General features: G+C 46.3%; 20 protein-coding genes. 8 read left to right on the plus strand and 12 right to left on the minus strand.

What is annotated here, in order from left to right:
• Nucleotides 1-107: 107 nt before the first annotated feature.
• The gene (locus tag U0R10_RS07165) at nt 108-560 is read right to left on the minus strand and encodes a GNAT family N-acetyltransferase (RefSeq protein WP_377983276.1); all 453 of its coding nucleotides are present in this window, start codon (nt 558-560) and stop codon (nt 108-110) included.
• Between U0R10_RS07165 and U0R10_RS07170 the strand changes: the two genes are divergently transcribed.
• The 5 genes from U0R10_RS07170 to U0R10_RS07190 all read left to right on the plus strand — a co-directional run bounded on the left by U0R10_RS07170 (nt 559) and on the right by U0R10_RS07190 (nt 4,281).
• Entirely contained in the window at nt 559-1,128 is a 570-nt protein-coding gene (locus U0R10_RS07170) for a methyltransferase family protein (protein WP_377983277.1), read from the plus strand. The two genes, U0R10_RS07165 and U0R10_RS07170, sit on opposite strands and share 2 nt — an antisense overlap.
• A gap of 1 nt (nt 1,129) precedes the next feature.
• Nucleotides 1,130-1,615 (plus strand): DUF4442 domain-containing protein, encoded by a 486-nt coding sequence (locus U0R10_RS07175; RefSeq protein WP_377983278.1) that lies wholly within the window; start codon nt 1,130-1,132, stop codon nt 1,613-1,615.
• Nucleotide 1,616: 1 nt separating this feature from the next.
• Complete coding sequence (locus U0R10_RS07180; RefSeq protein ID WP_377983279.1) at nt 1,617-2,336, plus strand: pirin family protein; 720 nt, start codon at nt 1,617-1,619, stop codon at nt 2,334-2,336.
• Nucleotides 2,337-2,371: 35 nt separating this feature from the next.
• Nucleotides 2,372-2,602: a hypothetical protein gene (locus tag U0R10_RS07185; RefSeq protein ID WP_377983280.1), complete on the plus strand. Its 231-nt coding sequence runs from the start codon at nt 2,372-2,374 to the stop codon at nt 2,600-2,602.
• 188 nt (nt 2,603-2,790) lie between these two features.
• A complete protein-coding gene (locus tag U0R10_RS07190) occupies nt 2,791-4,281 on the plus strand; it encodes a DUF1593 domain-containing protein (RefSeq protein ID WP_377983281.1) in 1,491 nt (496 codons plus the stop codon).
• Between the two features lie 31 nt (nt 4,282-4,312).
• Here the strand turns inward: U0R10_RS07190 and U0R10_RS07195 are convergent, their stop codons facing one another.
• From U0R10_RS07195 to uxuA, 9 genes are all read right to left on the minus strand, one after another.
• Nucleotides 4,313-6,601: an NADP-dependent malic enzyme gene (locus tag U0R10_RS07195; protein WP_377983282.1), complete on the minus strand. Its 2,289-nt coding sequence runs from the start codon at nt 6,599-6,601 to the stop codon at nt 4,313-4,315.
• 97 nt (nt 6,602-6,698) lie between these two features.
• Nucleotides 6,699-7,181, minus strand: coding sequence for an asparaginase domain-containing protein (locus tag U0R10_RS07200; RefSeq protein WP_377983283.1), 483 nt, complete (start codon nt 7,179-7,181; stop codon nt 6,699-6,701).
• A gap of 75 nt (nt 7,182-7,256) precedes the next feature.
• Nucleotides 7,257-7,964 carry a DUF2490 domain-containing protein gene (locus U0R10_RS07205; RefSeq protein ID WP_377983284.1) on the minus strand — a complete coding sequence of 236 codons (708 nt, stop codon included), beginning with the start codon at nt 7,962-7,964 and terminating at the stop codon, nt 7,257-7,259.
• Nucleotides 7,965-8,013: 49 nt separating this feature from the next.
• Nucleotides 8,014-9,075 carry a formylglycine-generating enzyme family protein gene (locus U0R10_RS07210; protein WP_377983285.1) on the minus strand — a complete coding sequence of 354 codons (1,062 nt, stop codon included), beginning with the start codon at nt 9,073-9,075 and terminating at the stop codon, nt 8,014-8,016.
• Nucleotides 9,059-10,306, minus strand: a complete 1,248-nt coding sequence (locus tag U0R10_RS07215; protein WP_377983286.1) for a YeiH family protein — start codon at nt 10,304-10,306, stop codon at nt 9,059-9,061. Before U0R10_RS07215 ends, U0R10_RS07210 begins: the two co-directional genes overlap by 17 nt.
• Nucleotides 10,306-11,238 (minus strand): 3-keto-disaccharide hydrolase, encoded by a 933-nt coding sequence (locus U0R10_RS07220; RefSeq protein WP_377983287.1) that lies wholly within the window; start codon nt 11,236-11,238, stop codon nt 10,306-10,308. Before U0R10_RS07220 ends, U0R10_RS07215 begins: the two co-directional genes overlap by 1 nt.
• A 4-nt stretch (nt 11,239-11,242) precedes the next feature.
• Nucleotides 11,243-12,511 carry an MFS transporter gene (locus U0R10_RS07225; protein WP_377983288.1) on the minus strand — a complete coding sequence of 423 codons (1,269 nt, stop codon included), beginning with the start codon at nt 12,509-12,511 and terminating at the stop codon, nt 11,243-11,245.
• Nucleotides 12,511-13,269, minus strand: coding sequence for an SDR family NAD(P)-dependent oxidoreductase (locus U0R10_RS07230; RefSeq protein WP_377983289.1), 759 nt, complete (start codon nt 13,267-13,269; stop codon nt 12,511-12,513). Before U0R10_RS07230 ends, U0R10_RS07225 begins: the two co-directional genes overlap by 1 nt.
• Nucleotide 13,270: 1 nt before the next feature.
• Entirely contained in the window at nt 13,271-16,537 is a 3,267-nt protein-coding gene (gene uxuA, locus U0R10_RS07235) for a mannonate dehydratase (protein WP_377983290.1), read from the minus strand.
• 179 nt (nt 16,538-16,716) lie between these two features.
• Between uxuA and U0R10_RS07240 the strand changes: the two genes are divergently transcribed.
• Nucleotides 16,717-17,316 carry a DUF6088 family protein gene (locus tag U0R10_RS07240; protein WP_377983291.1) on the plus strand — a complete coding sequence of 200 codons (600 nt, stop codon included), beginning with the start codon at nt 16,717-16,719 and terminating at the stop codon, nt 17,314-17,316.
• A gap of 4 nt (nt 17,317-17,320) precedes the next feature.
• A complete protein-coding gene (locus U0R10_RS07245) occupies nt 17,321-18,133 on the plus strand; it encodes a nucleotidyl transferase AbiEii/AbiGii toxin family protein (RefSeq protein ID WP_377983292.1) in 813 nt (270 codons plus the stop codon).
• Nucleotides 18,134-18,492: 359 nt separating this feature from the next.
• Here U0R10_RS07245 and U0R10_RS07250 read toward each other — a convergent pair whose 3' ends face one another.
• Nucleotides 18,493-19,884: an alpha-L-fucosidase gene (locus tag U0R10_RS07250; RefSeq protein ID WP_377983293.1), complete on the minus strand. Its 1,392-nt coding sequence runs from the start codon at nt 19,882-19,884 to the stop codon at nt 18,493-18,495.
• A 71-nt stretch (nt 19,885-19,955) separates the two neighbouring features.
• Between U0R10_RS07250 and U0R10_RS07255 the strand changes: the two genes are divergently transcribed.
• Nucleotides 19,956-20,915 (plus strand): zinc-binding alcohol dehydrogenase family protein, encoded by a 960-nt coding sequence (locus tag U0R10_RS07255; protein ID WP_377983294.1) that lies wholly within the window; start codon nt 19,956-19,958, stop codon nt 20,913-20,915.
• 328 nt (nt 20,916-21,243) lie between these two features.
• Here U0R10_RS07255 and U0R10_RS07260 read toward each other — a convergent pair whose 3' ends face one another.
• Nucleotides 21,244-22,236 carry a PorP/SprF family type IX secretion system membrane protein gene (locus U0R10_RS07260; RefSeq protein ID WP_377983295.1) on the minus strand — a complete coding sequence of 331 codons (993 nt, stop codon included), beginning with the start codon at nt 22,234-22,236 and terminating at the stop codon, nt 21,244-21,246.
• Between the last annotated feature and the right edge of the window lie 89 nt (nt 22,237-22,325).

Below are 22,325 nucleotides of genomic sequence, written 5' to 3' on the forward strand. Positions count from 1 at the left end.
GATTTGAAATCAATTTTATAAAAGATGGCCCAATGTTCAATTTTCCCTTCGGACTGTTGACTCCGGACTTACTTCTATTTTGAACTTACGTCCCGAGACGCTGGACGTTAATCGCGCTCCATACGCACATAACTTTTCCCAGACTTCTCAAAGGTAGTCGAACGTGCAAATAGGCCGAATTTCTCGTAAAAAGCCTGTTTTTCGACCCGGGCATGACACCAAATTTTTTGACCTGGATGCGTATCCATCACATGTTGCAATAAATAAGATCCATACCCCTTTCCCTGCTCCGATGTAAGCGTCGCAAATTTTCGAAATTGAAGGCCTTCGGGTGTTTCAAAAAGTGAAATAATCGAGACAACTTGATCGGCCATAACGACCCCGAAGTGTTTCGCTTCCGCATCTTCAGGAATGCGCACAAAGCTTGGGTCGCGCTCCGGCCACATGACCTGATGGCGAATTTGCCAAACCGTTTCGAGGGGAATTTCTTGAATCGTCATGTCCGTAAAATTATAAGAAAAAGGTGTAAATGAGGAAGAAAATTGCCAACTAGCATCCATGGAAATCTATTTACTCGCAAGCGCATGGGCGGCATACTTTTTTGTCCATAGTTTTTTGGCAGCTACACAAGTGAAAAATTGGGTAGAAAAAACGCTCCCAACCGTCTTTCCTTTTTATCGAATTGGCTACAATATCATCGCATTTTCGAGCTTATTACCGCTCTTATATGGTAGCATCTCAGCGCCCAATCAGGCGCTACCTCTTCCCGCATGGACCTGGTACCTCGGCATAATTTGCCTGGCTTCAGGATTGGTTTTGCTCGTTCGCGCCTTTCAGGCATTTGATGGTGCCGAATTTCTAGGCATTAAAAAAGAAGCATCCCCCCTGTTAGTCCAAAAAGGAATGTATCAATATGTGCGCCATCCCCTTTACTTCGCGACCATTGTGCTCATTTTTGGCCTGTTTTTATGTCTGCCTACCCAGAAAATGGGATTGACATTAGTCATATCCTACATCTATATCGGCATCGGTTACCGCTTGGAAGAACGGAAATTAATTGCCATTTTCGGTGCAGAATATCAAGCGTACCAACAACGAGTTAAGGCCCTCATTCCATTTATTTTATAAGATGAATCCAAACTTTCCAGCCTTCAAACGGCTCATCACAAACCCCATTTTATTCAAGATATTTATCTTTCAAAAGCTTTCCGCAGCATTTTGGGCTGGACTTTCGATCGCGCATTTTGACGAAAAAACATGCGTCGTTCGGGTGAAATATTCCTGGTTTAGCCAAAATCCCTTTCGTTCCATCTACTTTGCCGTTGAGGCTATGGCCGCGGAAATGAGCGCGGGGATGTTGGCCTTCGGTCAAGTCTACAAACGCGATCCCGCCGTCAGCATGCTAGTAGAAAAAGTAGAGGCCACGTTCACCAAAAAAGCGACTGGCGTTGTACACTTCACCTGCGAAGATGGCCTCGCATTTAAAGCCGCAGTCGAAGAAGCACTCGTGAACAATTCAGGAAGTAAATTGGTTTCAAAGTCGGTGGGAACAAATTCAGCTGGCCAACAAGTCGCTGAATTTACCATCTCATGGACCTTTAAAGCGAAGAATTGAAATGACATCTTATGACTTACATATAGCGGGAACCCGCGGAGCCGCAGATCATGGCTGGTTGAAAAGTTTTCACACCTTCAGTTTTGCGAATTACTACGATCCGAAACGCATCCATTTTGGTGCACTTCGCGTATTAAATGATGACACCGTTTCGGGTGGGATGGGCTTTGGCCAACATCCACACGATAATATGGAGATTATCAGTATTCCGCTGGAAGGGGATCTGGAGCACAAGGATAGCATGGGGAATACAACCGTGATTCGCCATGGAGAAATTCAGGTGATGAGTGCGGGGACGGGGATTTACCACAGCGAATACAATCGAAATAAAGACGCGGCGGTGAAGTTTTTGCAGATTTGGATTTTCCCAAATAAGAAAAATGTAACGCCACGGTATGATCAAATCGAGTTGAATCCAGCAAATCGTGCCAATAAGTTTGATCAGATTTTATCGCCATCAGCGGATGATGCGGGAGTGTGGATTCACCAAGATGCTTGGTTTCATATCGGGAAATTCGATGCGGGGGTGTCGGCTGAATATAGCATCAAAAAGGCTGGAAATGGCCTTTATGTGTTCGTTTTAAGCGGCGAAGTGACCGTAGACGGGCAGGCCTTAGCTTCGCGTGATGGCCTCGGTATTCGCGATGCGGCTTCCGTTTCATTCAGCGAAATGAGTCAAGACGCTGAAATTTTACTCATGGAAGTTCCCATGCAATTATGAAACATGTCGTGATTTTTGGCGGCAATAAAGACATCGTGGAATTGCTGGTGCGCTTAATAGGCAACTACCCCGAGTTCACGGCCAGCGGATTTCAGGATGCCCAGGAGGTGTTAGCTCCTGGGATTCCGATGGATGTATTGCTGTTGAGTAGCGGCGTTTCGCCAGCGGATGAAGAACTGGTTCGCGACGCGATTTCGGTTCCCATTATCCAACACTTTGGTGGCGGAAGTGGTTTGTTGCGCGCGGAATTACACCCGTATATTTAAGGCAAAAAGGCGTTTCAGCCTTAGCTTTGGCATAGCTCCAAGCTATGCCAAAGCTAGCGAAAATTAGAACTTTTTGGACAGCCCAAAGGTAATTTATCAATTACCTGGACAGACATTATCCTCGAATTCCGCTAACTTCGCGATACACTGACGGGGTCGTTGACCACCGGCAGTGTATCAAACCAACTATGAAAAAATTACTTTTAGGAGCACTCCTCCTGTGCGTTTCGCTGATGGGATTGGCGAAGGGCAATCTCCCCCGGACCATCGTGACGACCGATGGGGAAATCGACGATGTGGACACGTTTATTCGCATGCTTTATTATTCCAATGAATACCACGTCGAAGGACTCATTTATTCCAGCTCCATGTGGCACTACAAAGGCGACGGAAAAGGAACCAAATTTACCTCCGAGATGGAGATGACCCGCAACATGTACGGGTCAAAAACGGATTTGCGCTGGCCAGGGGTCAACTGGATTCAGGACCTGCTGAAGGCGTATGCGCAGGTGCATCCCAACTTAATTTTACATGACAAAAACTACCCAAGTCCAGCCTATTTAAACAGCCTAGTCAAAGTAGGGAACATCGACTTCGAAGGCGAAATGGAACAAGTCACCGAAGGATCTGAATGGATCAAAGCGAAGCTTCTCGACAAAGATCCGGAACCCATTTACCTGCAAGCTTGGGGTGGCACGAACACGATTGCCCGCGCGTTGAAATCGATTGAAGAACAATTTTCGGCCGACAAAAACTGGCCGGCGATTAAAGCAAAAATTTCAAAAAAGGCCATCATCTATACGGTGATGGATCAAGACGCGACGTACAAAAATTACATTGGGGGGCATTGGCCTGAAATACGCGTGTTTTACAACGCACACCAATTTGGCAGCTTTGCCTATCCCTGGAAACGTCTCATGCCCAAAGCCACGCAGCCGTATTTCGAGGGGCCGTATATGGCCAACAAAATTATCTTGGACCACGGGCCGCTCCTAAAAATGTATTATTCCTATGGCGATGGTCAAAAACAGCCCGGCGATGACGAGCACATTCATGGCGATCCGACCAAATTAACGAACGCCCAATGGGGCTCATTCGTTCCTTACGATTTCATCTCCGAAGGCGATTCTCCAGCCTTTTTACACTTAGTGGACGTGGGATTGAACAACTTAAATAATCCCTCTTTTGGCGGCTGGGGCGGCCGTTTCGTTCAAGCCAAAGACAATCCATACCGCTACGAGGACAACGAACAAGCCGCTGATTTCAATCCAGAAACAGGGAAAATGGATGTTAATTATGCACAGACCCGTTGGCTTATTGCCGCACAAGAAGATTTCGCGGCGCGCGCCGACTGGTCCGTCAAGGCATTCCGAGATGCGAATCATCCGCCACAAATCACCGTCACAGAAGGAATGAATATCCACGGAAAAGCTGGGCAAAAATTAACCCTACATGTGATTACGAAAGATCCCGATGGGCAAGTGGTGAAATTAAGTGTTTGGCCGTATCCGGAAACTGGAAGTGGGAAAGCAGATGTTAACATGCTGGAAAATAATATCGAAGTGACCATTCCTGCGACCGCTAAAGAAGGAGATAACTACCACGTGGTGGTGGAAGGAACGGATAGCGGTTCACCCGCATTAACCCGCTATCGCCGCGTGGTGATACATATTCAATAAAAAAGGGGGCTTTCGACTAGCCCCCTTTTTCTTATTTGTTCATTTGCGCATCCACCACCGCGATGGCAATCATGTTGACAATTTCTCGGGTCGTGGAACCGAGCTGCACGACGTGCACCGGTTTCTTCAAACCTAAAAGAATAGGCCCGATTTTTTCGATATCCGCAATTTCTTTCACCAAGTTATAAGCAATATTCGACGACGATAAATTCGGGAAAATCAAGACATTCGCGCCTTGTTCCGCCAAATCGCTGAACGGATGATTCTCTTTCATCAAGTCCAAATTGAACGGTAAATGTGCTTGCATTTCGCCATCCACAATCATTTTTGGATTCCGTTGTTTCAGCATTTGAACCGCCTTCTTCATCTTCTTCGCATCATCCCCATCCGCACTTCCAAAGTTGGAATACGTAATCAGCGCAATCCGAGGTTTGATGTTAAACTTCTCTACTTGCTTCGCTGAAAGCTCCGCAATCTCTACAATTTCTTCTGCGGTTGGGTTGAAATTCACCGTCGTATCCGCTAAAAATAACGGGCCAAAACGCGTCATCAAAATGTACATACCCGACACTTTTTGTACGCCTTCTTTCCGACCGATCGTCTGCAACGCTGGGCGAACGGTGTCCGGATAATTCCGACTCATACCCCCAATCATGGCATCCGCGTCACCCATATCCACCATCATGCTGCCGAAATAATTTCGCCGACGAATGATTTTTTGAGCCTCCGCTTTGTTGTATCCTTGACGCTGGCGACGCAAGAAAAACTCCTCGCTGTAACGCGCTGAACGAGCCTTATCTTCCTTCGTTGCCGGAACATACGGATCAATAATTTCGACATTGGGCAGGTCAATTTTATTATCGGTCAACATCTGTTCGATCACCTCGCGATTACCCAACAAGATTGGGGTTGCGATGCCTTCCTCGCGGACTTCTTTGGCCGCTTTCAACACAGAAAGGTTCTCCGCATCGGCTAGAACGACACGTTTCGGTTTCGATTTAGCTTTGTTGATGATCACCTTCATCAACGTATTATCAAGTCCCAAACGTTTGGACAATTGCAACTCGTAGGCATCCCAATCTTGGATCGGGAATTTAGCCACACCCGTTTCCATGGCGGCGCGGGCAACGGCCGGAGCGACGGTGGTCAACAAACGAGGATCTACCGGTTTAGGGATAATATATTCACGACCAAAAACAAGGTTGTCATGATCATACGCTAGGTTAACGATATCAGGAACTGGCTTTTTGGCCAAATCAGCCAAGGCATACACCGCGGCTAATTTCATTTCTTCGTTGATGACCTTCGAGCGCACATCAAGTGCCCCGCGGAAAATGTAGGGAAAGCCCAACACATTATTCACTTGGTTCGGATAATCACTACGACCGGTCGCAAAAATAATGTCTTTACGCGCGCTCATGGCCTTTTCGTAGGCGATTTCAGGCGTAGGATTTGCCATGGCAAAAACGATTAGGTCTTTGGCCATCGGGGTAATCATTTCTTCGGTAAGGATATTTCCTTTGGAAAGGCCCACAAATACATCAGCACCTACAAGCGCTTCGGTTAAAGTCGTTTCTGCCGGATAATGTCCATTCGCAAATTCGGATTTGCGACCATCTAAGTTGGTGCGACTCGGGTGAATCAGTCCTTTAGAATCGAACATCAAAATGTTCTCTTTTTTAGCGCCCAATGAACAATATAAACGGGTACAAGAAGTCGCTGAAGCGCCGGCCCCGTTGATGATGATTTTAATGTGGGCGATATCCTTGCCCACAATTTCGAGCGCATTTAACAACGCGGCTGCGGAAATAATCGCGGTACCGTGCTGATCGTCATGCATGACGGGAATATTCAATTCCGCTTTTAATCGTTCTTCGATCTCGAAACATTCGGGAGCGGAGATATCTTCTAAATTGACCCCACCGAACGTAGGCTCTAATATTTTCACCGTACGAACGAATTCGTCGACGTCTTTGGTGTTTAATTCTAAGTCAAAAACATCGATATCGGCATAGATTTTAAACAAGAGCCCCTTGCCTTCCATAACGGGTTTGCTGGCGCCGGGACCGATGTCACCGAGTCCAAGCACGGCAGTACCGTTTGAGATTACGGCAACTAAGTTTCCTTTGGCCGTGTATTTATAAATGTCTTCCGGATTAGCTGCGATTTCGAGGCAGGGATCAGCCACGCCAGGCGAATAGGCGAGCGTTAAGTCTTTTTGGGACGCGGTCTCTTTGGATGGAATCACCTCAATTTTACCGGGTCTGCCTTTGGCGTGGTAATGGAGGGCTTCTTCTTTAAGCGAGTTGGTTGATGACATAATATGCTGATGAATTCAAGCTACAAAGTTGCGAAAATTCACTTAGGATGATACAAAAACTTGACATATTTCAGTCAAGTTCCGCGCGATCACATGTTTAAATAGCTTCAAATTCGCCGCGAGCGAGATTTTTACGCACGTGTCCGGCTGGGAAAATTTTACCGTTCATGGAGATATAAACGCCTGGAGGAAGGAGTTGGACAAATGCCAAAGCGCTTCCTAAATTAAACATCCCATCTGAAGACCCAAATTTATACGGAATCATGGCGCCAGTAAGAACGATGGTTTTGTCTTGGATGCGGTTTGCCAAATACTCTGCAGTTTGCGTCATGGTGTCTGTGCCGTGGGTAATGAGGATGCGGTTGCTCGTTGCGGCAGCGCAAGCTGCTTGAATTTTTTCTCTGTCGAGATCTGTGAATTCAAGGGAATCTTTCATGAATAGCGTTTCGGTTTGCAGTTCCAGTCTGCTGCGCCCTTTCTCGAGCATTTCTTGTAAGTGGGTTTCTTTGAAGTAGAGTGCCCCGTTGAGTTCGTTGTACTCCTTGTCAAAGGTTCCGCCGGTGATGAATACTTGAATCATAAGTTTGTTGATGTACGTTCGCCAAATTTACGGAAAAACCTTGTTTTGACGAGGAATATCAATCAACTGTCTACTCTATTTAATCTGGTGATACACCATTAAACTGAGGATACTCCGATCATAATAATTCAAATTAGGTCTTTGCTGAAACGCATGCAAATACCCGACATCCACCGTCAAATTATCAAGAACAGGAATGCTCAATCCGGCAAACATCCGGTGTTGATCTAATACATTCGCCGGATTTTCTTGACCCGCATTCAATAGAATCTCGGTATTAATTTTGCCCTGAATCGTTTTCACTAATGGGAATAAAGCCTGAATGCGGTAGCGAAATCGGTAGTTGTTAAAATTAACGGCATCGGTCAACTGCGTACGGGATACATCTGTTCCCCGATTAAACCGCATTTCGGAACGAAAACGATGGTCTAAGCGAAATGCCGACAAACGGTGTCGGTAGACAATATCTACATGTGGTCGATATTCTGGGATGGCTAGGCGTATAGATGTACGCGGATCGTTTGGCGTATTTAAAAATATAGCTGCTCCGGCAGAAACTTCCCAAGTCTCCCCAAATGTCCGATGTATGTGCGCACGAAATGCGTTCTGATGATGTACAAGCGGGTCAACAAAATGCCGTGTATGTACTTCCCCTTGCACAAACCATGTTTTATTGATGGGGTAAGCTACATAATACCCGTACCAAACTTGGGATTGATGCTCAATTTTGTGTTGAGCAAATAGACCAAACATTGGCGCCAAAAAGAAAAATACAAATTTCATTTTGCAAAGATATTATTTATTCTATAAAAACCATAGACTAAATATTCTATTAGTTTTTCACACAGCGAAAACCTGTATGTTGCAAGCCCGAATCAGGACTCGACTTCATCCGCGCAGCGCTGCGGTAGCTGGAACAGTAGCCATCATGGCATAGAAAAGAGCCACCCCGCATAACGCGCTTAGGGACTCCCGGCTCATCCGGATCATAACTTGACGATGGTCCTTTGGGATTAATGACCGGGCTCTTTTTGTAATAATCAGAACGGTACCAGTCTGAACACCACTCCCACACATTTCCCGCCATATCATACAGCCCAAATCCATTGGGAGCAAAAGATTTCACAGGCGCGGTCGTCGACTTATACCCATCCAAAGCCTGATCTTCATAGGGGAAATGCCCTTGAAAACTATTGGCTTTGTAGGGTGCATTATTTACAGATTCATTCCCCCACGGGTAAACCTTGTCTTTCAACCCGCCTCGGGTAGCCCATTCCCACTCAGCTTCGGTAGGCAATCTTTTGCCGGCCCATCGGGCATACGCGGCCGCATCGTCCCACGAAACATGAACAACAGGATGATTTTCCCGCCCCTTAATGCTAGAACCCGGACCTTCGGGGTGTCTCCAATCCGCCCCTCTTTTAAACGCCCACCATTGGGAATAATCATATAAATCTACAGGGCCGGCGCTAGGAACAAAAACGAGTGAGCTAGGTGCCAGCAGGGAGTCTGCGGGTTTGGGAGTTCCTTTGGGAACTTGCTTCGCCAGTTCAGCCCAATTAATCGCTTTTTCTGCGGTCGTGAGGTAGCCTGTGGCTTTGACAAAAGCAGCAAACGCGGCATTCGTCACCTCCGTTTCATCCATCCAAAAAGCATTGACATGAACATGATGTAGGGGATATTCATCCGCGCGTCCTTGCGCATCGTGCGAACCCATGGAAAAAACTCCAGCAGGAATTCGCTTCATGCCCACGACCGATTTAAGTGTTGCTTTCGGCTTAGCCGTACGAATCTGCTTTAACCGCGTGGGGGTAGGAACGTGACAAATAGGTATGTTAGCCTGACCGAATAAAGTCAGGCTAATCACCAAAAATAAACTAGTTAAATAGTACATAAGCGACCGTAAGTGTCACAAATACATTAAACAATTGCGCGATTAAAAAGGCATATAAAGGCTTTTTGCCCTCCTTCGAAAACAAGTCTGAAAACTTGGTTTCTAGTCCGATGCTCGTGAATGCCAACGCAAACCAAAGTCCCTGCAAAGATTTGAAACCTCCCTTAACCTCTTCGATTGTCTCCGGAGAAATCACGAACGAGAAAAGCAAAGATGCGGCGATGAAGCCGATAACGAACTTAGGAAAGCGCTCCCAAATAACTGCGGCAGTTGGCTTAGATTCCTTCACCGTTGCCGACTGGTTATTGGTCATCGTCCAATAAATCGAAATAGCAAATGCAGCAAATCCCAAAAGAACATTTTGAGAAAATTTCACAATCGTAGAAATCTTCAAAGCCTCCTCACCCACCATAGTTCCCGATGCAATGACGGCACCTGTCGTATCAATCGTACCGCCCAACCAAGCCCCCGTAACGGCCTGCGAAAGACCTAAGGCCTGCGCAATAAATGGCAAAAAGATGATCATCGGAATCGCCGTAATCAAGACGATCGAAATCACATACGACAACTTTTTCGAATCCCCTTTAATCGCTCCGGAGGTGGCAATCGCAGCTGAAACGCCACAGATAGACACCGCACTCGAAATCATAATGGCGAACTCTTCATCAATGCCCATTTTTTTGGAAACCCAAAAAGCAAAGTACCACACCGAAATCACCACCACTAAAGCCTGAATTAAACCGAGCGATCCTGCTTTCAATATGTCCCCAAAAATCACGCTCGTCCCCAATAGGATCAAGCCGATTTTAACGAACAATTCCGTCGAAAGTGTTTCGGTCAACCAAGCAGGCAGCGTGAAAAAATTACTCAACAAGAGCCCAATGGTCAAACTGAAAATCACCGCTTCCAGATTCCAATTTTTCAAGAAAGCATTACCCGCTAGCACTAAGGCAAGCGAGGTAAGTACAAAGACAATAGGGAAACCTTTGGCCGTTCCCGCGACACTCTTGCCTAATACGCTAGCCGCGAGCAAGGCAATTACAAAAGTGAAAACAAAAATCTGACCGAGCTTAATCAAGTTGCCCGTCGTGAGCACTTTTTCCGTCAAGTCACTCGTGGTTTCCCAGCCAAAAGATGGGGATGGAATTTTCACCCCTACTAGGGCAACTCCAATGATGATAAATCCAAAAAGGACTACGGTCCAATCTTCTGTCAAAAGGCTCTTTTTCATTATTTTGCTGGGGTAATGATAATGTTTCTATATTCTACCGGACCATGATCCCCTTGAATCATAATCGGACCTGGTGCTGCTTCGTCACTATCCATCGCACCTCCTGTAATACCCGGAATATTCGATTCAACGATAACTTTTTGACCATTTAACGTAACCGAAACTTTACGTCCCACTAAGGTGATGTCGTAGGTTTGCCACTCGCCCGACGGCTTAGCAGCTTGGAACAAAGGGTCAATAAACCCATAAATTCCGCCTAAATAAATGCTATATGGCTCTTTTCCGTAACTGTCTTCCACCTGCACCTCGTAGCGACCGCGCAAATACACCCCGCTATTACTTGCCGGTGGCAACCGAAACTCGATGTGTAATTTAAAATCTGTGAACTTCTGCTCCGTGCAAATATTGGCCCCAGACGCTGGACTTTTCATCACGCCGTTCTCCACAACCCATTGGTTTTTCGGGCCCAAAGCCTTCCAACCCGTTAGATCTTTTCCATTCAATAGGCTAATTGGCTTGCCCCAAACAGGTGCCTGAGTTCGCAACAACGACGGTGCGCGAACGCCCGTAAATGCCATCGCTTTCCCGTTTGGCTTAACAATAGTTCCCGATAATTTACCGTCCTTCAAATCTCCTTCAAAACTCAAATACGCCTCTTCCTTTTCCCACTGTGGTGGAATCTTAAACGACACGTGGCCATCCTTAAAAAACACCTCAGCAATCGGACGCGAAGAACCGCCATCACCCACAAAATGACCAAACAAGGTCTTGTGTCCTGAGTGACGAACCTCCAACCACGAAGGAGCCGAAGAAACTCCACCATTGCGATTTTCCATCGCCACCGTTAAGTCCCACGCACCCTCTAATGGATGGTGTTCTTGTGCAAATGCACTGGAAGAAAATGCCAACAAAGCAATCAATAATTTTTTCATAGTTCTACGATTTAACCGCCTCCATTTTAGGCGAAATAAAATGAATTAACAGCCACGCAAACAAATACGCGCAGCCACAAGCCACAAATATAACATTATATCCGGCCGACAAAGCCTGGTCTGCCTTGTAGGAATCTAAAATTACGCCAATAATATAAGGGAAAATCACGCCGCCCAACGAGCCCGCCAAACCGCCAATTCCCACCACCGAAGAAACCGCATGCTTTGGGAACATGTCTGAAACGGTGGTAAAAATATTTGCCGACCATGCCTGATGCGCAGATGCTGCAATGCTAATTAAGAAAACAGCCTGCCAAATATCCGTCGCCCAGCGTGCCCCGATAATCGGCACGGCACACAAAGCAAAAAAGAACATCGAATATTTCCGCGCCTTATACACCGGCCAACCTTTCTTCATTAGCCAACCAGAAATATAGCCTCCGCCAATACTACCGATCGACGTACAGGTAAACAATATCGCCAAATGCAAACTCGGCTTTTTCAAGTCTAACGCAAAAGTCGTCGAGAAATAAGAGGGCAACCAAAACAAGAAAAACCACCAGATTGGATCCGTGAAGAACTTGCCCACGATGAAGACCCAAGTTTGGCGATACCCAAAAAGTTTAGACCAGGCGATAGGTGCCACCTGCGTATTTTCTTCCTCTTCGTTTTGAATGTGCGCTAATTCCTCTGGTGTCACGGATTTGTGTTTCGCGGGAATCTCATAAAATACCCACCACAAGGCCAACCAGATAAATCCGATTGCCCCTGTTATGAGGAAGGCTTCTTCCCAACCATACGCGCCTAAAATCCAAGGCACCATAATGGGCGCGACCATCGCTCCGATGTTTGCTCCGGAATTAAAAATACCTGTTGCCAAAGCACGCTCCCGTTTCGGAAACCACTCCGCCACCGTCTTAATCGCCGCCGGGAAATTTCCTGCTTCACCAGCTCCCAACGCCGCCCGCGCCGCACCGAAACCGAACGTAGTTTTCGCCAAGGCGTGCGCCATCGCCGCAATCGACCAGATGACAATCGAAATAGCATAGCCCATTTTGGAACCGATCTTATCGATCACCTTCCCAAAAGCCAACAATCCGATTGCATACGACGCCGTGAAACACATCACGATAAAACTGTAATCCGTCTCCGACCAGTTTAATTCTTTCTCCAACGTGGGCTTCAATAAGCCGATCACCTGGCGATCCAAATAGTTAATCGTCGTGGCAAAAAACAAGAGGGCGACTACCACCCAGCGGTAATTTCCTTTCATTAAAATCCGATTGAATTCCCGCCGTCAACCGGGATTGAGACGCCTGTTACGTAATTGGATGCATCCGAAGCTAAGTACACCGCGGCCCAGCCGATATCCTCCGGTTTCCCGAAATGGCCCATCGGCGTGCGATCCATTGCCTTGTATTTGCGATCCGGATCCGAATTCATCGCCGTCCGACTCATCGCCGTTTCGATAAATCCAGGTGCAATCGCATTCACGCGAACGCCTTTGCCCGACCACTCCGAAGCGAGCACGCGCACTAGTCCATATATACCGGTTTTTGACGACGCATATGCCGCCACACGATCGATTCCGTAGTAAGCTGCCATGGAGGAGATCATGATGATGGAGCCTTTGCCTCGCGCTAACATATGTTTTCCTACTTCCCGTGTTAAGGAGAAAACAGCATTTAAATTCACGTTAATAATATGCGCAAAATCATCATCCGAAACTTCGATTGCCGGGCGCTTCATGTTGATGCCCGCGTTGTTTACTAGGATATCGATGGCGCCATGTTTCGCGACGAGACCCGTGACCAGCTGTGTGGTCAAACTCAAATCTGCCACATCATTCACCGCATAATGCGCTCCTGAACCTAAGTTGGCAACCGCCTCTTTCAATACATCTTCGCGCCTACCGGTAATCACGACCGTCGCGCCAGACGCTAAAAAACATTTCGCGATATCGAACCCGATTCCGGTTCCGCCGCCCGTGATGAGCGCCACGCGCCCATGCAATGAGAATGGTTGTTGCATCTTATTTCAGTTGGTATATACGTACAATTTCTTTTATCTCTGCCAAAGTCCGCGTCGGCGTTCCATAGCTAATTGGCATTTTCGAATAGGTTTGGAAGTACAATAAATTCGCATCGCGCCATAAAACTGACTCGCGTTGTTGGGCTGCTAGCCGCCCTTTCACATCCGCGAAAATCTCCGGATCTACCTTGCCTTGCAACGAATCCCAATCGCGTTGCAGCGCCTCCACTTCTTTCAAACCGGTATTATAGCGGAAGCAGAATTCGTCCCAAAGCGTTTGGCCTGTAGACAATTTCTCTTTCCAGCCTACGTGGTGAAACCACAATAAATAATTCAAATCCGTTTTTGCTGGATCATTCCATTGCTTCGCCACCTCTGGATGATATAAACTTAAGGCATTACTTCCCGTCGCTTTTCGATCAAAACCCAAGCCCAACGTATCCGCCCGGTGGTAATAAATCGAGGTCCAATCGGGGCGCTGGCTACGCTCCAGCCAGGGCTCCGGTCCCCAGTGAATTCCTTGACCCATCACGTGGTGTAATCCTAAAGGGGTCGTGAATTTCACATAGGTATCGCGCGATTTCATCAGAATATCAGCCGCCGTTTTCGCTGCTGTTGAATCGCGCGTCAAGGTCTGCTTCACCCATTCATCGGCAATCTGCTCGGAGCTCAAGGTTTGATTCCATGCCAAACGCCCGAACGCATACCAGTTGGCCTGCGACATCAAATGCCCCGTCCAATTCCGATCCGACCCCGTATTCGCCACACCGGCCATCATCGTGATTTGATCATTTCCTAAACTTCCATCGATGACTTTCGCGACTGTGGAACCTTTGCCGTTTTGGTAGGTATCTGAATCCAAGCACTCTTTAAACAGGATGGATTGATAGAAAATATTCGTGCTAAAACCCGTGTATTCTTGGGTGATTTGAAATTCTAAGGCCAAAGGTGTTTTTGGCATCGCGCCAAATAAGGGGTGAAAAGGTTCCCGCGGTTGGAAGTCGATGGGGCCATTTTTTACTTGAACGATCACGTTTTTCGCGAAGGTTCCGTCTAATGGCTTGAAGTCGGTGTAGGCTTCTTTGAAACGATCACCCTTCGGATTAGGCGCGTAAACGAAGGCACGCCAAATGACGATTCCATTGAATGGTTGCACCGCCTCCGCCAACATATTCGCACCATCCGCGTGTGTGCGACCGAATTCCTGTGGCCCTGGTTCACCTTCTGAATTGGCCTTCACGATAAAACCACCAAAATCCGGGATGTGGCGATAGACCTCTTTGGCTTTCGCTTGCCACCAGGCGCGAACCTCAGGGTCTAAGGGATCCGATGTTTTCAGTCGGCCTAGGATTTTAGGAGACGCAAAATTCACCGATAAGAATAATTTGATCCCATACGGACGAAAGACATCTGCGAGGGCTTTGACTTTGGTTAAGTATTCCGGTGTCATGAACCGCGCGGAGGCGTTCACATTATTCACGGAAACCGCGTTGATCCCGATGGACGCATTCGCGCGCGCATAATCCGTGTAACGCGGGTCGACCGTTTCGGGTAATTCATACCATTTCCAGAGCGATTGCCCTGCGTAACCGCGCTCGATCGTTCCCATCACGTTGTCCCAGTGGTTCAGCATGCGGAATTTAACTTTGGGCGAAGAGCTGATATCTGCCAACGGCTTTTCTTGTTGGATCGTCCGTAATAATTCAAACACCCCGTACAGAATTCCGCGGTCGGTGCTGGCTTTGATTCGGATATACTTACGGCCAACGATACTGGCGCCTTCGACGCTGATCTTTGCTTTTTGGTCTACTTGAATCTCAAATCCTTCCGCTGGAATTTTCGCATCTAGCACGAATTGAATGCTTCCATTCTTCGGTAAGTTGGCAGGCGCAACTCCTGTCAAACCTTTCAATCCATGAGTTAATTCTTTGCGTGCCGTCTCTAAAATCGGCGTAGATGAAAATTCGGAAGATATCGATGCCGCATACGGAGCATAGCGAGAAGCGGACGCCACTTTGTCGAATTTCAACCACAAGCGGTAGCCGTCATCTGCCTTCAGGGCAAAACTACACACGACAAAAAACGCCGCTAAAAACGAGCGAATCGCTAATTCGAGTCCGCGTATTTCAGCCAGTCCGCGTAAACGTCCGATGGCCGAATAGCCTGGATAGGTTTTCTTTTTCAGATCATCGAGCATTTGGTGACCGTGGTCGGGGCGCATCGGAATCTCCGCGCCTCCTCTTCGTTTTTCTTCTGCAACGACCGCTTTGACAACCTCGAACATATCAACGTCGCCCGTTAAATGCGGCGCCTCGTGGAAAATCAAAGGATCATTTTGTTCCCGAAAAGTTGCGCGCAAATGCAAGAAATGAATGCGATCGGCAAAGCGGCGAAGCATCCCAGGCAAATCATTATCTGCCCGCACCCCTAACGAACCGGTGCAAAACGTAATGCCGTTCGCGCGTTCTGGAGAAGCAGCCATCAATGCCGCCAAATCAGATTCCGTACTCACCACGCGCGGTAGGCCTAATAAAGGAAATGGAGGATCATCCGGATGGATACATAAATTAATCCCTAATTCTTGTGCCAAAGGCGCGATGGATCGCACAAAAAAGTGCAGATTTTCGCGCAATTGGTCGGCCGAAATATCTTTGTATTCGTCTAAAAGACTCTGGAAATTTTCTAAATGGAAGGCCTCCTCGGAGCCGGGAAGACCTAATAGTGCGGTGTTTTTCAACTCCGCTTTTTCTTCAGCAGTCATGGTAGCGAAACGCTGAGCAGCCGCAGCCTGTACTGCTGGCGTGTAATCCGCAGCTGCTCCCGGCCGCTGTAAAATATGCAAATCAAAGACCGCGAAATCCGTCCACACAAAACGTAAGGCGCGTGCGCCGTCTGGCATCTCGAAGTTTAATTTGGTCCTAGACCAATCGAGCACGGGCATAAAATTATAGCAAACGGTTTTGATGCCACAAGCTGCTAGATTTCGTAAGGATGTCTTATAATTTTCAATGAGCTGCGCGCGCGAAGGCAAAGCTTTCTTAATCCCTTCATGAACTGGCAAAGATTCTACCACCGACCAATGAAGAGGCGTCCAATCTTGATTGCCTGCCTCGATGATGGAAATGCGTTCTTGGATGGCTTCTATCGGCCAAACCTCCCCCACGGGAATTTGGTGTAATGCGGTGACAACGCCGGTACAACCAGCTTGACGAATATCCATCAGCGAAACTGGGTCGTTCGGTCCGAACCAGCGCATCGTGTGTATCATGTAAATTTGTTTAGAGGCTTACGCGTTGTAAAGCGCAAAATGCATAAAATTTACTGAATATGCATAAGAGATGACCTGGATATCAAATGCATGCAAAATCATTTTGAGTCGATTAGAGAAATGCAACCATTTTGTTACTTTTTTATATAAATTAGTAACAATAATCTTACCTTTGATTTATGAGCGTACACCAAACAATTCTAGACAAGATTAATTTAAAGGCCCCTGGAGACATTTTTTTCCCTACGGAATTTCGCATGCTCGGAACAGACGATGCCATTAAAATGGCACTCTCCCGTTTAGTTAAAGAAAATAAAATTGAAAGACTGGCTCATGGAATCTATTATATTCCCAAATTCCACGATCTAATTGGCGCCGTCAAGCCATCACTTGAAATGATTGCAAATGCCATTGCATCGAGAGATCACATACAAATTAAGTCAACCGGAATTAGTGCCCTGAATAAATTAGGCTTGTCTGAACAAGTGCCAACTAGGCATGTATACATTACCAATGGCCAACCCAGAACATACCATGTAGCGGAAAATGAGATACATTTTAAAAGTGCAAGTCCTAAAAAATTAGCCTTAAAGGGCCCCATAAGTTCTCTTATCATTCTTGCCATGGATGAGATGGGACAAAGTGAATTTGATGAAACCTTGGCAAATAAAATAAAGGTTTTACTTCAAAACGAAGATCCCACGCTGTTAGAAAATGACATGATGTTAGCCCCATCTTGGATTGCTAAAGAACTTTTATCGATCATTTCAAAATCATAAGCCCATGAAATGGTTTAAGCTAGCGATTGAAGATCGCAAGATAATCTTACAGCAAGCAAGTGCTCAAAGTGGGATAAATGAAAAGGCGCTAGAAAAGGACCTTTGGGTCACAATGGTGTTAGATGCTGTATTTAAAACGCCATATGCCCATCATCTGCATTTCAAAGGCGGGACTTCTTTAAGTAAGGCGTGGCAGATTATTGAAAGGTTTTCGGAGGATATTGATTTGTCAATTGATAGATCGTTTTACGGATTTGGAGAAGACTTGTCCTATTCCCAAATCAAAAAACTTAAAAGAATATCCAGCGAATTCGTCAGCAGCAACTTTAGAAAAGAGCTTGAAAAGGCTCTTGTCGAAATGGGAGTGCCTGCTCAACTATTTAGTTGCAAGGCAACACCCATCCCCAAAACAAGGAGAGACACAGCGGACCCACAGGAAATTATAATTGAATATGTTTCGATCTTAGATAACGTCGACTACTTGCCCGATACGATAAAAGTAGAAGTGAGTGCTAGGTCCATTAATGAAAGTACCCAAATGAGGCAATTAACTTCTCTGATAGGAGGCTTACTGACTCAATTAGAGCTAAGTGAACCATTTCAAGTACGATGTATCGAGCCTCAAATTACGTTATTAGAAAAAGTATTTCTATTGCACGAAGAATTTACAAAAGACACTTTAGAAATGCGCCATGTAAGAATGTCGAGACATTTATATGACTTATTCCTCTTAAGTGAATCAAATTACGCTAACATCGCTCTAGATGACACTCCGCTATACCATCGAATCCATTGCACACAGACAGCACTACATTAGACAAACGGGAATTAATTATGAAAATCATGGGATGCAAAGCATTTCATTTCTTCCTCCTAATACTATTTTGGAAAGATACGAGGAAGACTATGAGAAAATGAAACTGAATATGATTTATGGTAAGGCGCCCGCTTTTATTGATTTAATTGAAAAATTACGAGCGCTACAAGACAAAATTAGAATCACGACAAACTCTCCCTAATCCAACGAAAGATTCTCTATCTACATGTTTTTTAGGAATTGGCTACTTTATCGATCACAAAAAACATATTTATCGATCATAAAAAGCTAAATAATGATCGATATCGACAATTTTTATGATCGATAAAATAAGACGCGAAGTTTCGCGTCTCTACAATTTATAAAACGCCTGCCAACTTAACCACCCACGCATATTGGCACGGACTATTCCCCGGTGTAACAGCCGGTGGAGCAATGCTTAAGACTCCGTTTTTAAAGGTCGACTTAACGGCCACATTCGACCCTACTAGCGTCACCGAAACTGGTTTTTTCACCCCAGCTACCTGAAGCGCGGCCGTGGGAAATTCCGTCGTAATCAAATACAAATCATTACCCTTTTGCGTGAAATATTGTTTGGTCGTAGGCAGAACTTTAGGTGCTTTCGCCCACTTGCGCGTGCCATAAATTCCTTCGCCATTGACCTTCAACCACGTTCCAATATCCGTTAGGCGTTGCTGCATGATCACCGGAATCCGACCATCGGCCGTTGGCCCAATGTTCAACAATAAATTCCCGCCACGAGCCACCTTATTGATCAACATGTGCACCAGTTGCTCCGAGCTCGAATAGTCTTCCAAATTCTCATTTCGGTTATAGCCAAACGATCCCGCAATCCCGCGGCACTCTTCCCATGGTTTACCAAAATCCAAGCCATTCGCATCGCCATCATGTACTAAATCGTATTCCGTGGTATAAAATCCACCGTGCTTACTGCGGGTTTCTTTGCCCCAACGGTCATTAACCACCACGGAATTTTTTACGGGCGAATCGTTGTACAACCACGATAAAAATTCGGTGCTACGTAATTTGTCCGACGTATAATCCCACTCGCCATCCGTCCAAACCAAATCCGGATGGTAGGTATTCACTAAATCCTTCATCTGCGGGAACATGTGTTGGTCGATGTATTCGTTCAACGTTTCTTTCTTGTACAACGGATTATACCATTCCAATAAGGAATAATAATAGCCCATTTTGATATTTTTATTCTTTACTGACTTGGTTAGATCGCCCAACAAATCACGGTGGGGACCTACATCCATCGCATTCCAATTCCATGATTGTTTCGATGGCCAAAGCGTAAATCCTTCGTGGTGTTTCGACGTCAAGACCACATACTTCGCACCGGCATTTTCGAATAGCTGCGCCCACTCATCGGGCTGAAACATTTCGGCCTTGAAGTAATTGACAAAATCTGGGTATTTGACATTCGGGCCGAACGCCTTATTGTGAAAATTTGTAAAAAACGATTGCGTTTTATTTGGCTCTTGCCAGCGACGCCAGTACCATTCCGCATAGCGATCATACACACCTACCTTATCACGGCCGGTTGGGCTATAGGCCGGAACCGAATACAAACCCCAGTGAATAAATATGCCAAATTTGGCATCTTCAAACCAGGTTGGCACAGGCCGACTGTCAATAGACTCCCAATTATTTTGATAGGTTTTTTGGCCAAAAAGGCCGCTAGAGATCAGGCATAAGCCTAGAAATAAGTACTTGATTTTCATGCGGTTTAGAATTATGGAGACTAATTTAATTAAAATTGCTAATTTCAGAAACCTAAACCGATTTAATCCGAATGCAAACTTGGTCGTGCGCCCAACCGGGAACTTTTGAATTACAAGAAACAGAAATACCTCATCGTCCAGCCGGATATTCGCTGTTGCGTGTCCGCGCGATAGGCATTTGTGGCACCGACATACACGCGTTTGCTGGAAACCAACCCTTCTTTCAATATCCCCGAATTTTAGGGCATGAATTGGCGGCCGAAGTCGTAGAATCCGAGCAATTTTCAACTGGTGAATTGGTGACGATTATCCCTTATTTTAATTGTGAGACTTGCTCCACGTGCCAACAAGCCAAACCGAATTGTTGTGAAAATATCCAGGTTTTTGGTGTGCACACCGATGGCGGCATGCGCGAATACATCGCCGTGGAGGACCGATTTATCTTAGCCGGGAACGGGCTTTCGGCAGACGAACTAGCCCTGGTAGAACCCTTATCCATCGCCGCCCATGGACTGCGTCGCGGAAAAATTCAGGCGGGCGAAAAGGTGCTTGTCATGGGTGCCGGGCCCATCGGATTGTTTACCATATTACTGGCAAAAATTCAAGGAGCACAGGTCGAAGTGGCTGAACCGAATGCGGCGCGTTTGACATTTTGTACGGAAAAATTAGGCGTACGAGCGGCTTCTCAAACAAGTTATCAAACGGTCATCGACGCCACCGGAAACCGCAACGCCATCGAATCTGGTTTTGCCAAAATCGCCCACGGCGGCCAATATATCCTCATTGGGCTTCAAAAAGAGGCTATTTCCTTCATCCACCCCGAATTCCATAAACGCGAAGCGACGCTCATGAGTAGCCGTAACGCTACCACTGAAGACTTCCTTTATGTCATGGATTTACTTCGAACTCAGCAGATAAATGCTCATGATTTCATCAGCCACCACGTGGCTTGGTCGGCAATCGCTGAGGTATTTCCGAAGATTCACTTGCCGGAGATGGGGGTGATAAAAGCAGTCGTCAGTAGTCAGTAGTCAGTGGTCAGTGGTCAGTCCGAAGGGAATTAGTCCGGAGGGAAAGAGTCCGAAGGACTTTGTTGAGACGCGATGCCTCGCATCTATTAGATTTTGAACGTTAGACAAGACGCAAGAATCGGCGTGAAAACGCCTCAAACTTTGGCAATCCTGAAAGGTTTGCCAAAGAAAAAAGACGCGAAGTATTGCGTCTCTTCATTTTGGAATACGGACTATTTCCCTCCGAACTAAAAACCCCACGCTAAAGCATGGGGCTATCAATTTCTCCGGACTACGGACTAATTCCCTTCGGACTGACCACTGACTACTGACAACTAACCACTGCCCCCTACCTCGGTTGAATTTCTTGTAGCGTCGACTGAACTTTAGGTGCTTGGCGCGGACCGCGTTGTGGGTCGATATCGCGCTGTGTCGTGCGCTGCGATTTGTCTTTCAAGATGAAAAAGCGCAAGGCAAATTCGTGCGTTTGGTTACTAATTTTGGACACTACGCCCGTTGGCATTTCATACACATAGCCCAAATAAAACTTCTTGCTCGCCTGAATGCCCAACCGAATACCGATACTTTCCTGGTGACGGTAGTTTAATCCCGCATCTAACTTTCCGCGAAGATTTGCCATTAATTGAACATCCCAGCTCAATGGAACGTCGGTCGCAAGGCGCGCCATGGCATTCGGATATAAGGTAAGATCATCGCTAAGTTCAAGCTTTGTGCCAACCATCGTATACATGTAAGTCGCATCCTTATAACCTCCCGAAAGCTCACCAAAATCATATTTAATAATCCTTGGCATCGCAAAACTCACAAAAAATCCATCCTGCTTACTGATCTTAACACCCCAGCCCGTATTGAATTTCAGGCCCGTTGACCGATCCGCATTAAAGAGCGGATCCCCTTGATTAGTTAATGCCAAACCGGTAAAATTCAATGCCACATTAGCCAAACCCAAACGGATACCCCCAGACAAAATCCACTTCTCGGATAGGCGCGTATGGTACGCAAAATCGCCAGAAAAGGTCGTCATTTTGACAGGGCCCAACTGGTCCAACATTGCATTGACTCCAATCCCGCGACGCTCCTTCCACTTAAAATTTCCATTAAAAAAGAAGGTTTGGGGCGCGCCCTGAATCCCCAACCACTGCTGGCGATACATGACAAAAACCTCACTGGTATCGCCCCGACTTCCCGCCGTCATCGGATTATAGACCTGCGGATTTAAGCGATACAAATTGTACTGCGGCTCTATTTGGGCATGCGCAATTTCCACTGAACAAATCAGCAAAAATAGGATGCCTAAGGCGAGTTGGGTAATGTTTTTCATTTAAATAAATTTAAAGTCGCTAGTCATCAGTCGCTAGTCACTAGCACGGAGAATTCTTGAACTTCCGTCTAACGTCTAGCGCCTATCGT

Source organism: Aquirufa avitistagni, from assembly GCF_042715545.1.
GTDB lineage: Bacteria > Bacteroidota > Bacteroidia > Cytophagales > Spirosomataceae > Aquirufa > Aquirufa avitistagni.

What these genes read in the sequence shown, in the direction of transcription:
- U0R10_RS07170 (WP_377983277.1), top strand. Translation starts at nt 559, where the DNA reads ATGGAAATCTATTTACTCGCAAGCGCATGGGCGGCATACTTTTTTGTC.
- U0R10_RS07165 (WP_377983276.1), bottom strand. Translation starts at nt 560, where the DNA reads ATGGATGCTAGTTGGCAATTTTCTTCCTCATTTACACCTTTTTCTTAT.
- U0R10_RS07175 (WP_377983278.1), top strand. Translation starts at nt 1,130, where the DNA reads ATGAATCCAAACTTTCCAGCCTTCAAACGGCTCATCACAAACCCCATT.
- U0R10_RS07180 (WP_377983279.1), top strand. Translation starts at nt 1,617, where the DNA reads ATGACATCTTATGACTTACATATAGCGGGAACCCGCGGAGCCGCAGAT.
- U0R10_RS07190 (WP_377983281.1), top strand. Translation starts at nt 2,791, where the DNA reads ATGAAAAAATTACTTTTAGGAGCACTCCTCCTGTGCGTTTCGCTGATG.
- U0R10_RS07195 (WP_377983282.1), bottom strand. Translation starts at nt 6,601, where the DNA reads ATGTCATCAACCAACTCGCTTAAAGAAGAAGCCCTCCATTACCACGCC.
- U0R10_RS07200 (WP_377983283.1), bottom strand. Translation starts at nt 7,181, where the DNA reads ATGATTCAAGTATTCATCACCGGCGGAACCTTTGACAAGGAGTACAAC.
- U0R10_RS07205 (WP_377983284.1), bottom strand. Translation starts at nt 7,964, where the DNA reads ATGAAATTTGTATTTTTCTTTTTGGCGCCAATGTTTGGTCTATTTGCT.
- U0R10_RS07210 (WP_377983285.1), bottom strand. Translation starts at nt 9,075, where the DNA reads ATGTACTATTTAACTAGTTTATTTTTGGTGATTAGCCTGACTTTATTC.
- U0R10_RS07215 (WP_377983286.1), bottom strand. Translation starts at nt 10,306, where the DNA reads ATGAAAAAGAGCCTTTTGACAGAAGATTGGACCGTAGTCCTTTTTGGA.
- U0R10_RS07220 (WP_377983287.1), bottom strand. Translation starts at nt 11,238, where the DNA reads ATGAAAAAATTATTGATTGCTTTGTTGGCATTTTCTTCCAGTGCATTT.
- U0R10_RS07225 (WP_377983288.1), bottom strand. Translation starts at nt 12,511, where the DNA reads ATGAAAGGAAATTACCGCTGGGTGGTAGTCGCCCTCTTGTTTTTTGCC.
- U0R10_RS07230 (WP_377983289.1), bottom strand. Translation starts at nt 13,269, where the DNA reads ATGCAACAACCATTCTCATTGCATGGGCGCGTGGCGCTCATCACGGGC.
- uxuA (WP_377983290.1), bottom strand. Translation starts at nt 16,537, where the DNA reads ATGATACACACGATGCGCTGGTTCGGACCGAACGACCCAGTTTCGCTG.
- U0R10_RS07240 (WP_377983291.1), top strand. Translation starts at nt 16,717, where the DNA reads ATGAGCGTACACCAAACAATTCTAGACAAGATTAATTTAAAGGCCCCT.
- U0R10_RS07245 (WP_377983292.1), top strand. Translation starts at nt 17,321, where the DNA reads ATGAAATGGTTTAAGCTAGCGATTGAAGATCGCAAGATAATCTTACAG.
- U0R10_RS07250 (WP_377983293.1), bottom strand. Translation starts at nt 19,884, where the DNA reads ATGAAAATCAAGTACTTATTTCTAGGCTTATGCCTGATCTCTAGCGGC.
- U0R10_RS07255 (WP_377983294.1), top strand. Translation starts at nt 19,956, where the DNA reads ATGCAAACTTGGTCGTGCGCCCAACCGGGAACTTTTGAATTACAAGAA.
- U0R10_RS07260 (WP_377983295.1), bottom strand. Translation starts at nt 22,236, where the DNA reads ATGAAAAACATTACCCAACTCGCCTTAGGCATCCTATTTTTGCTGATT.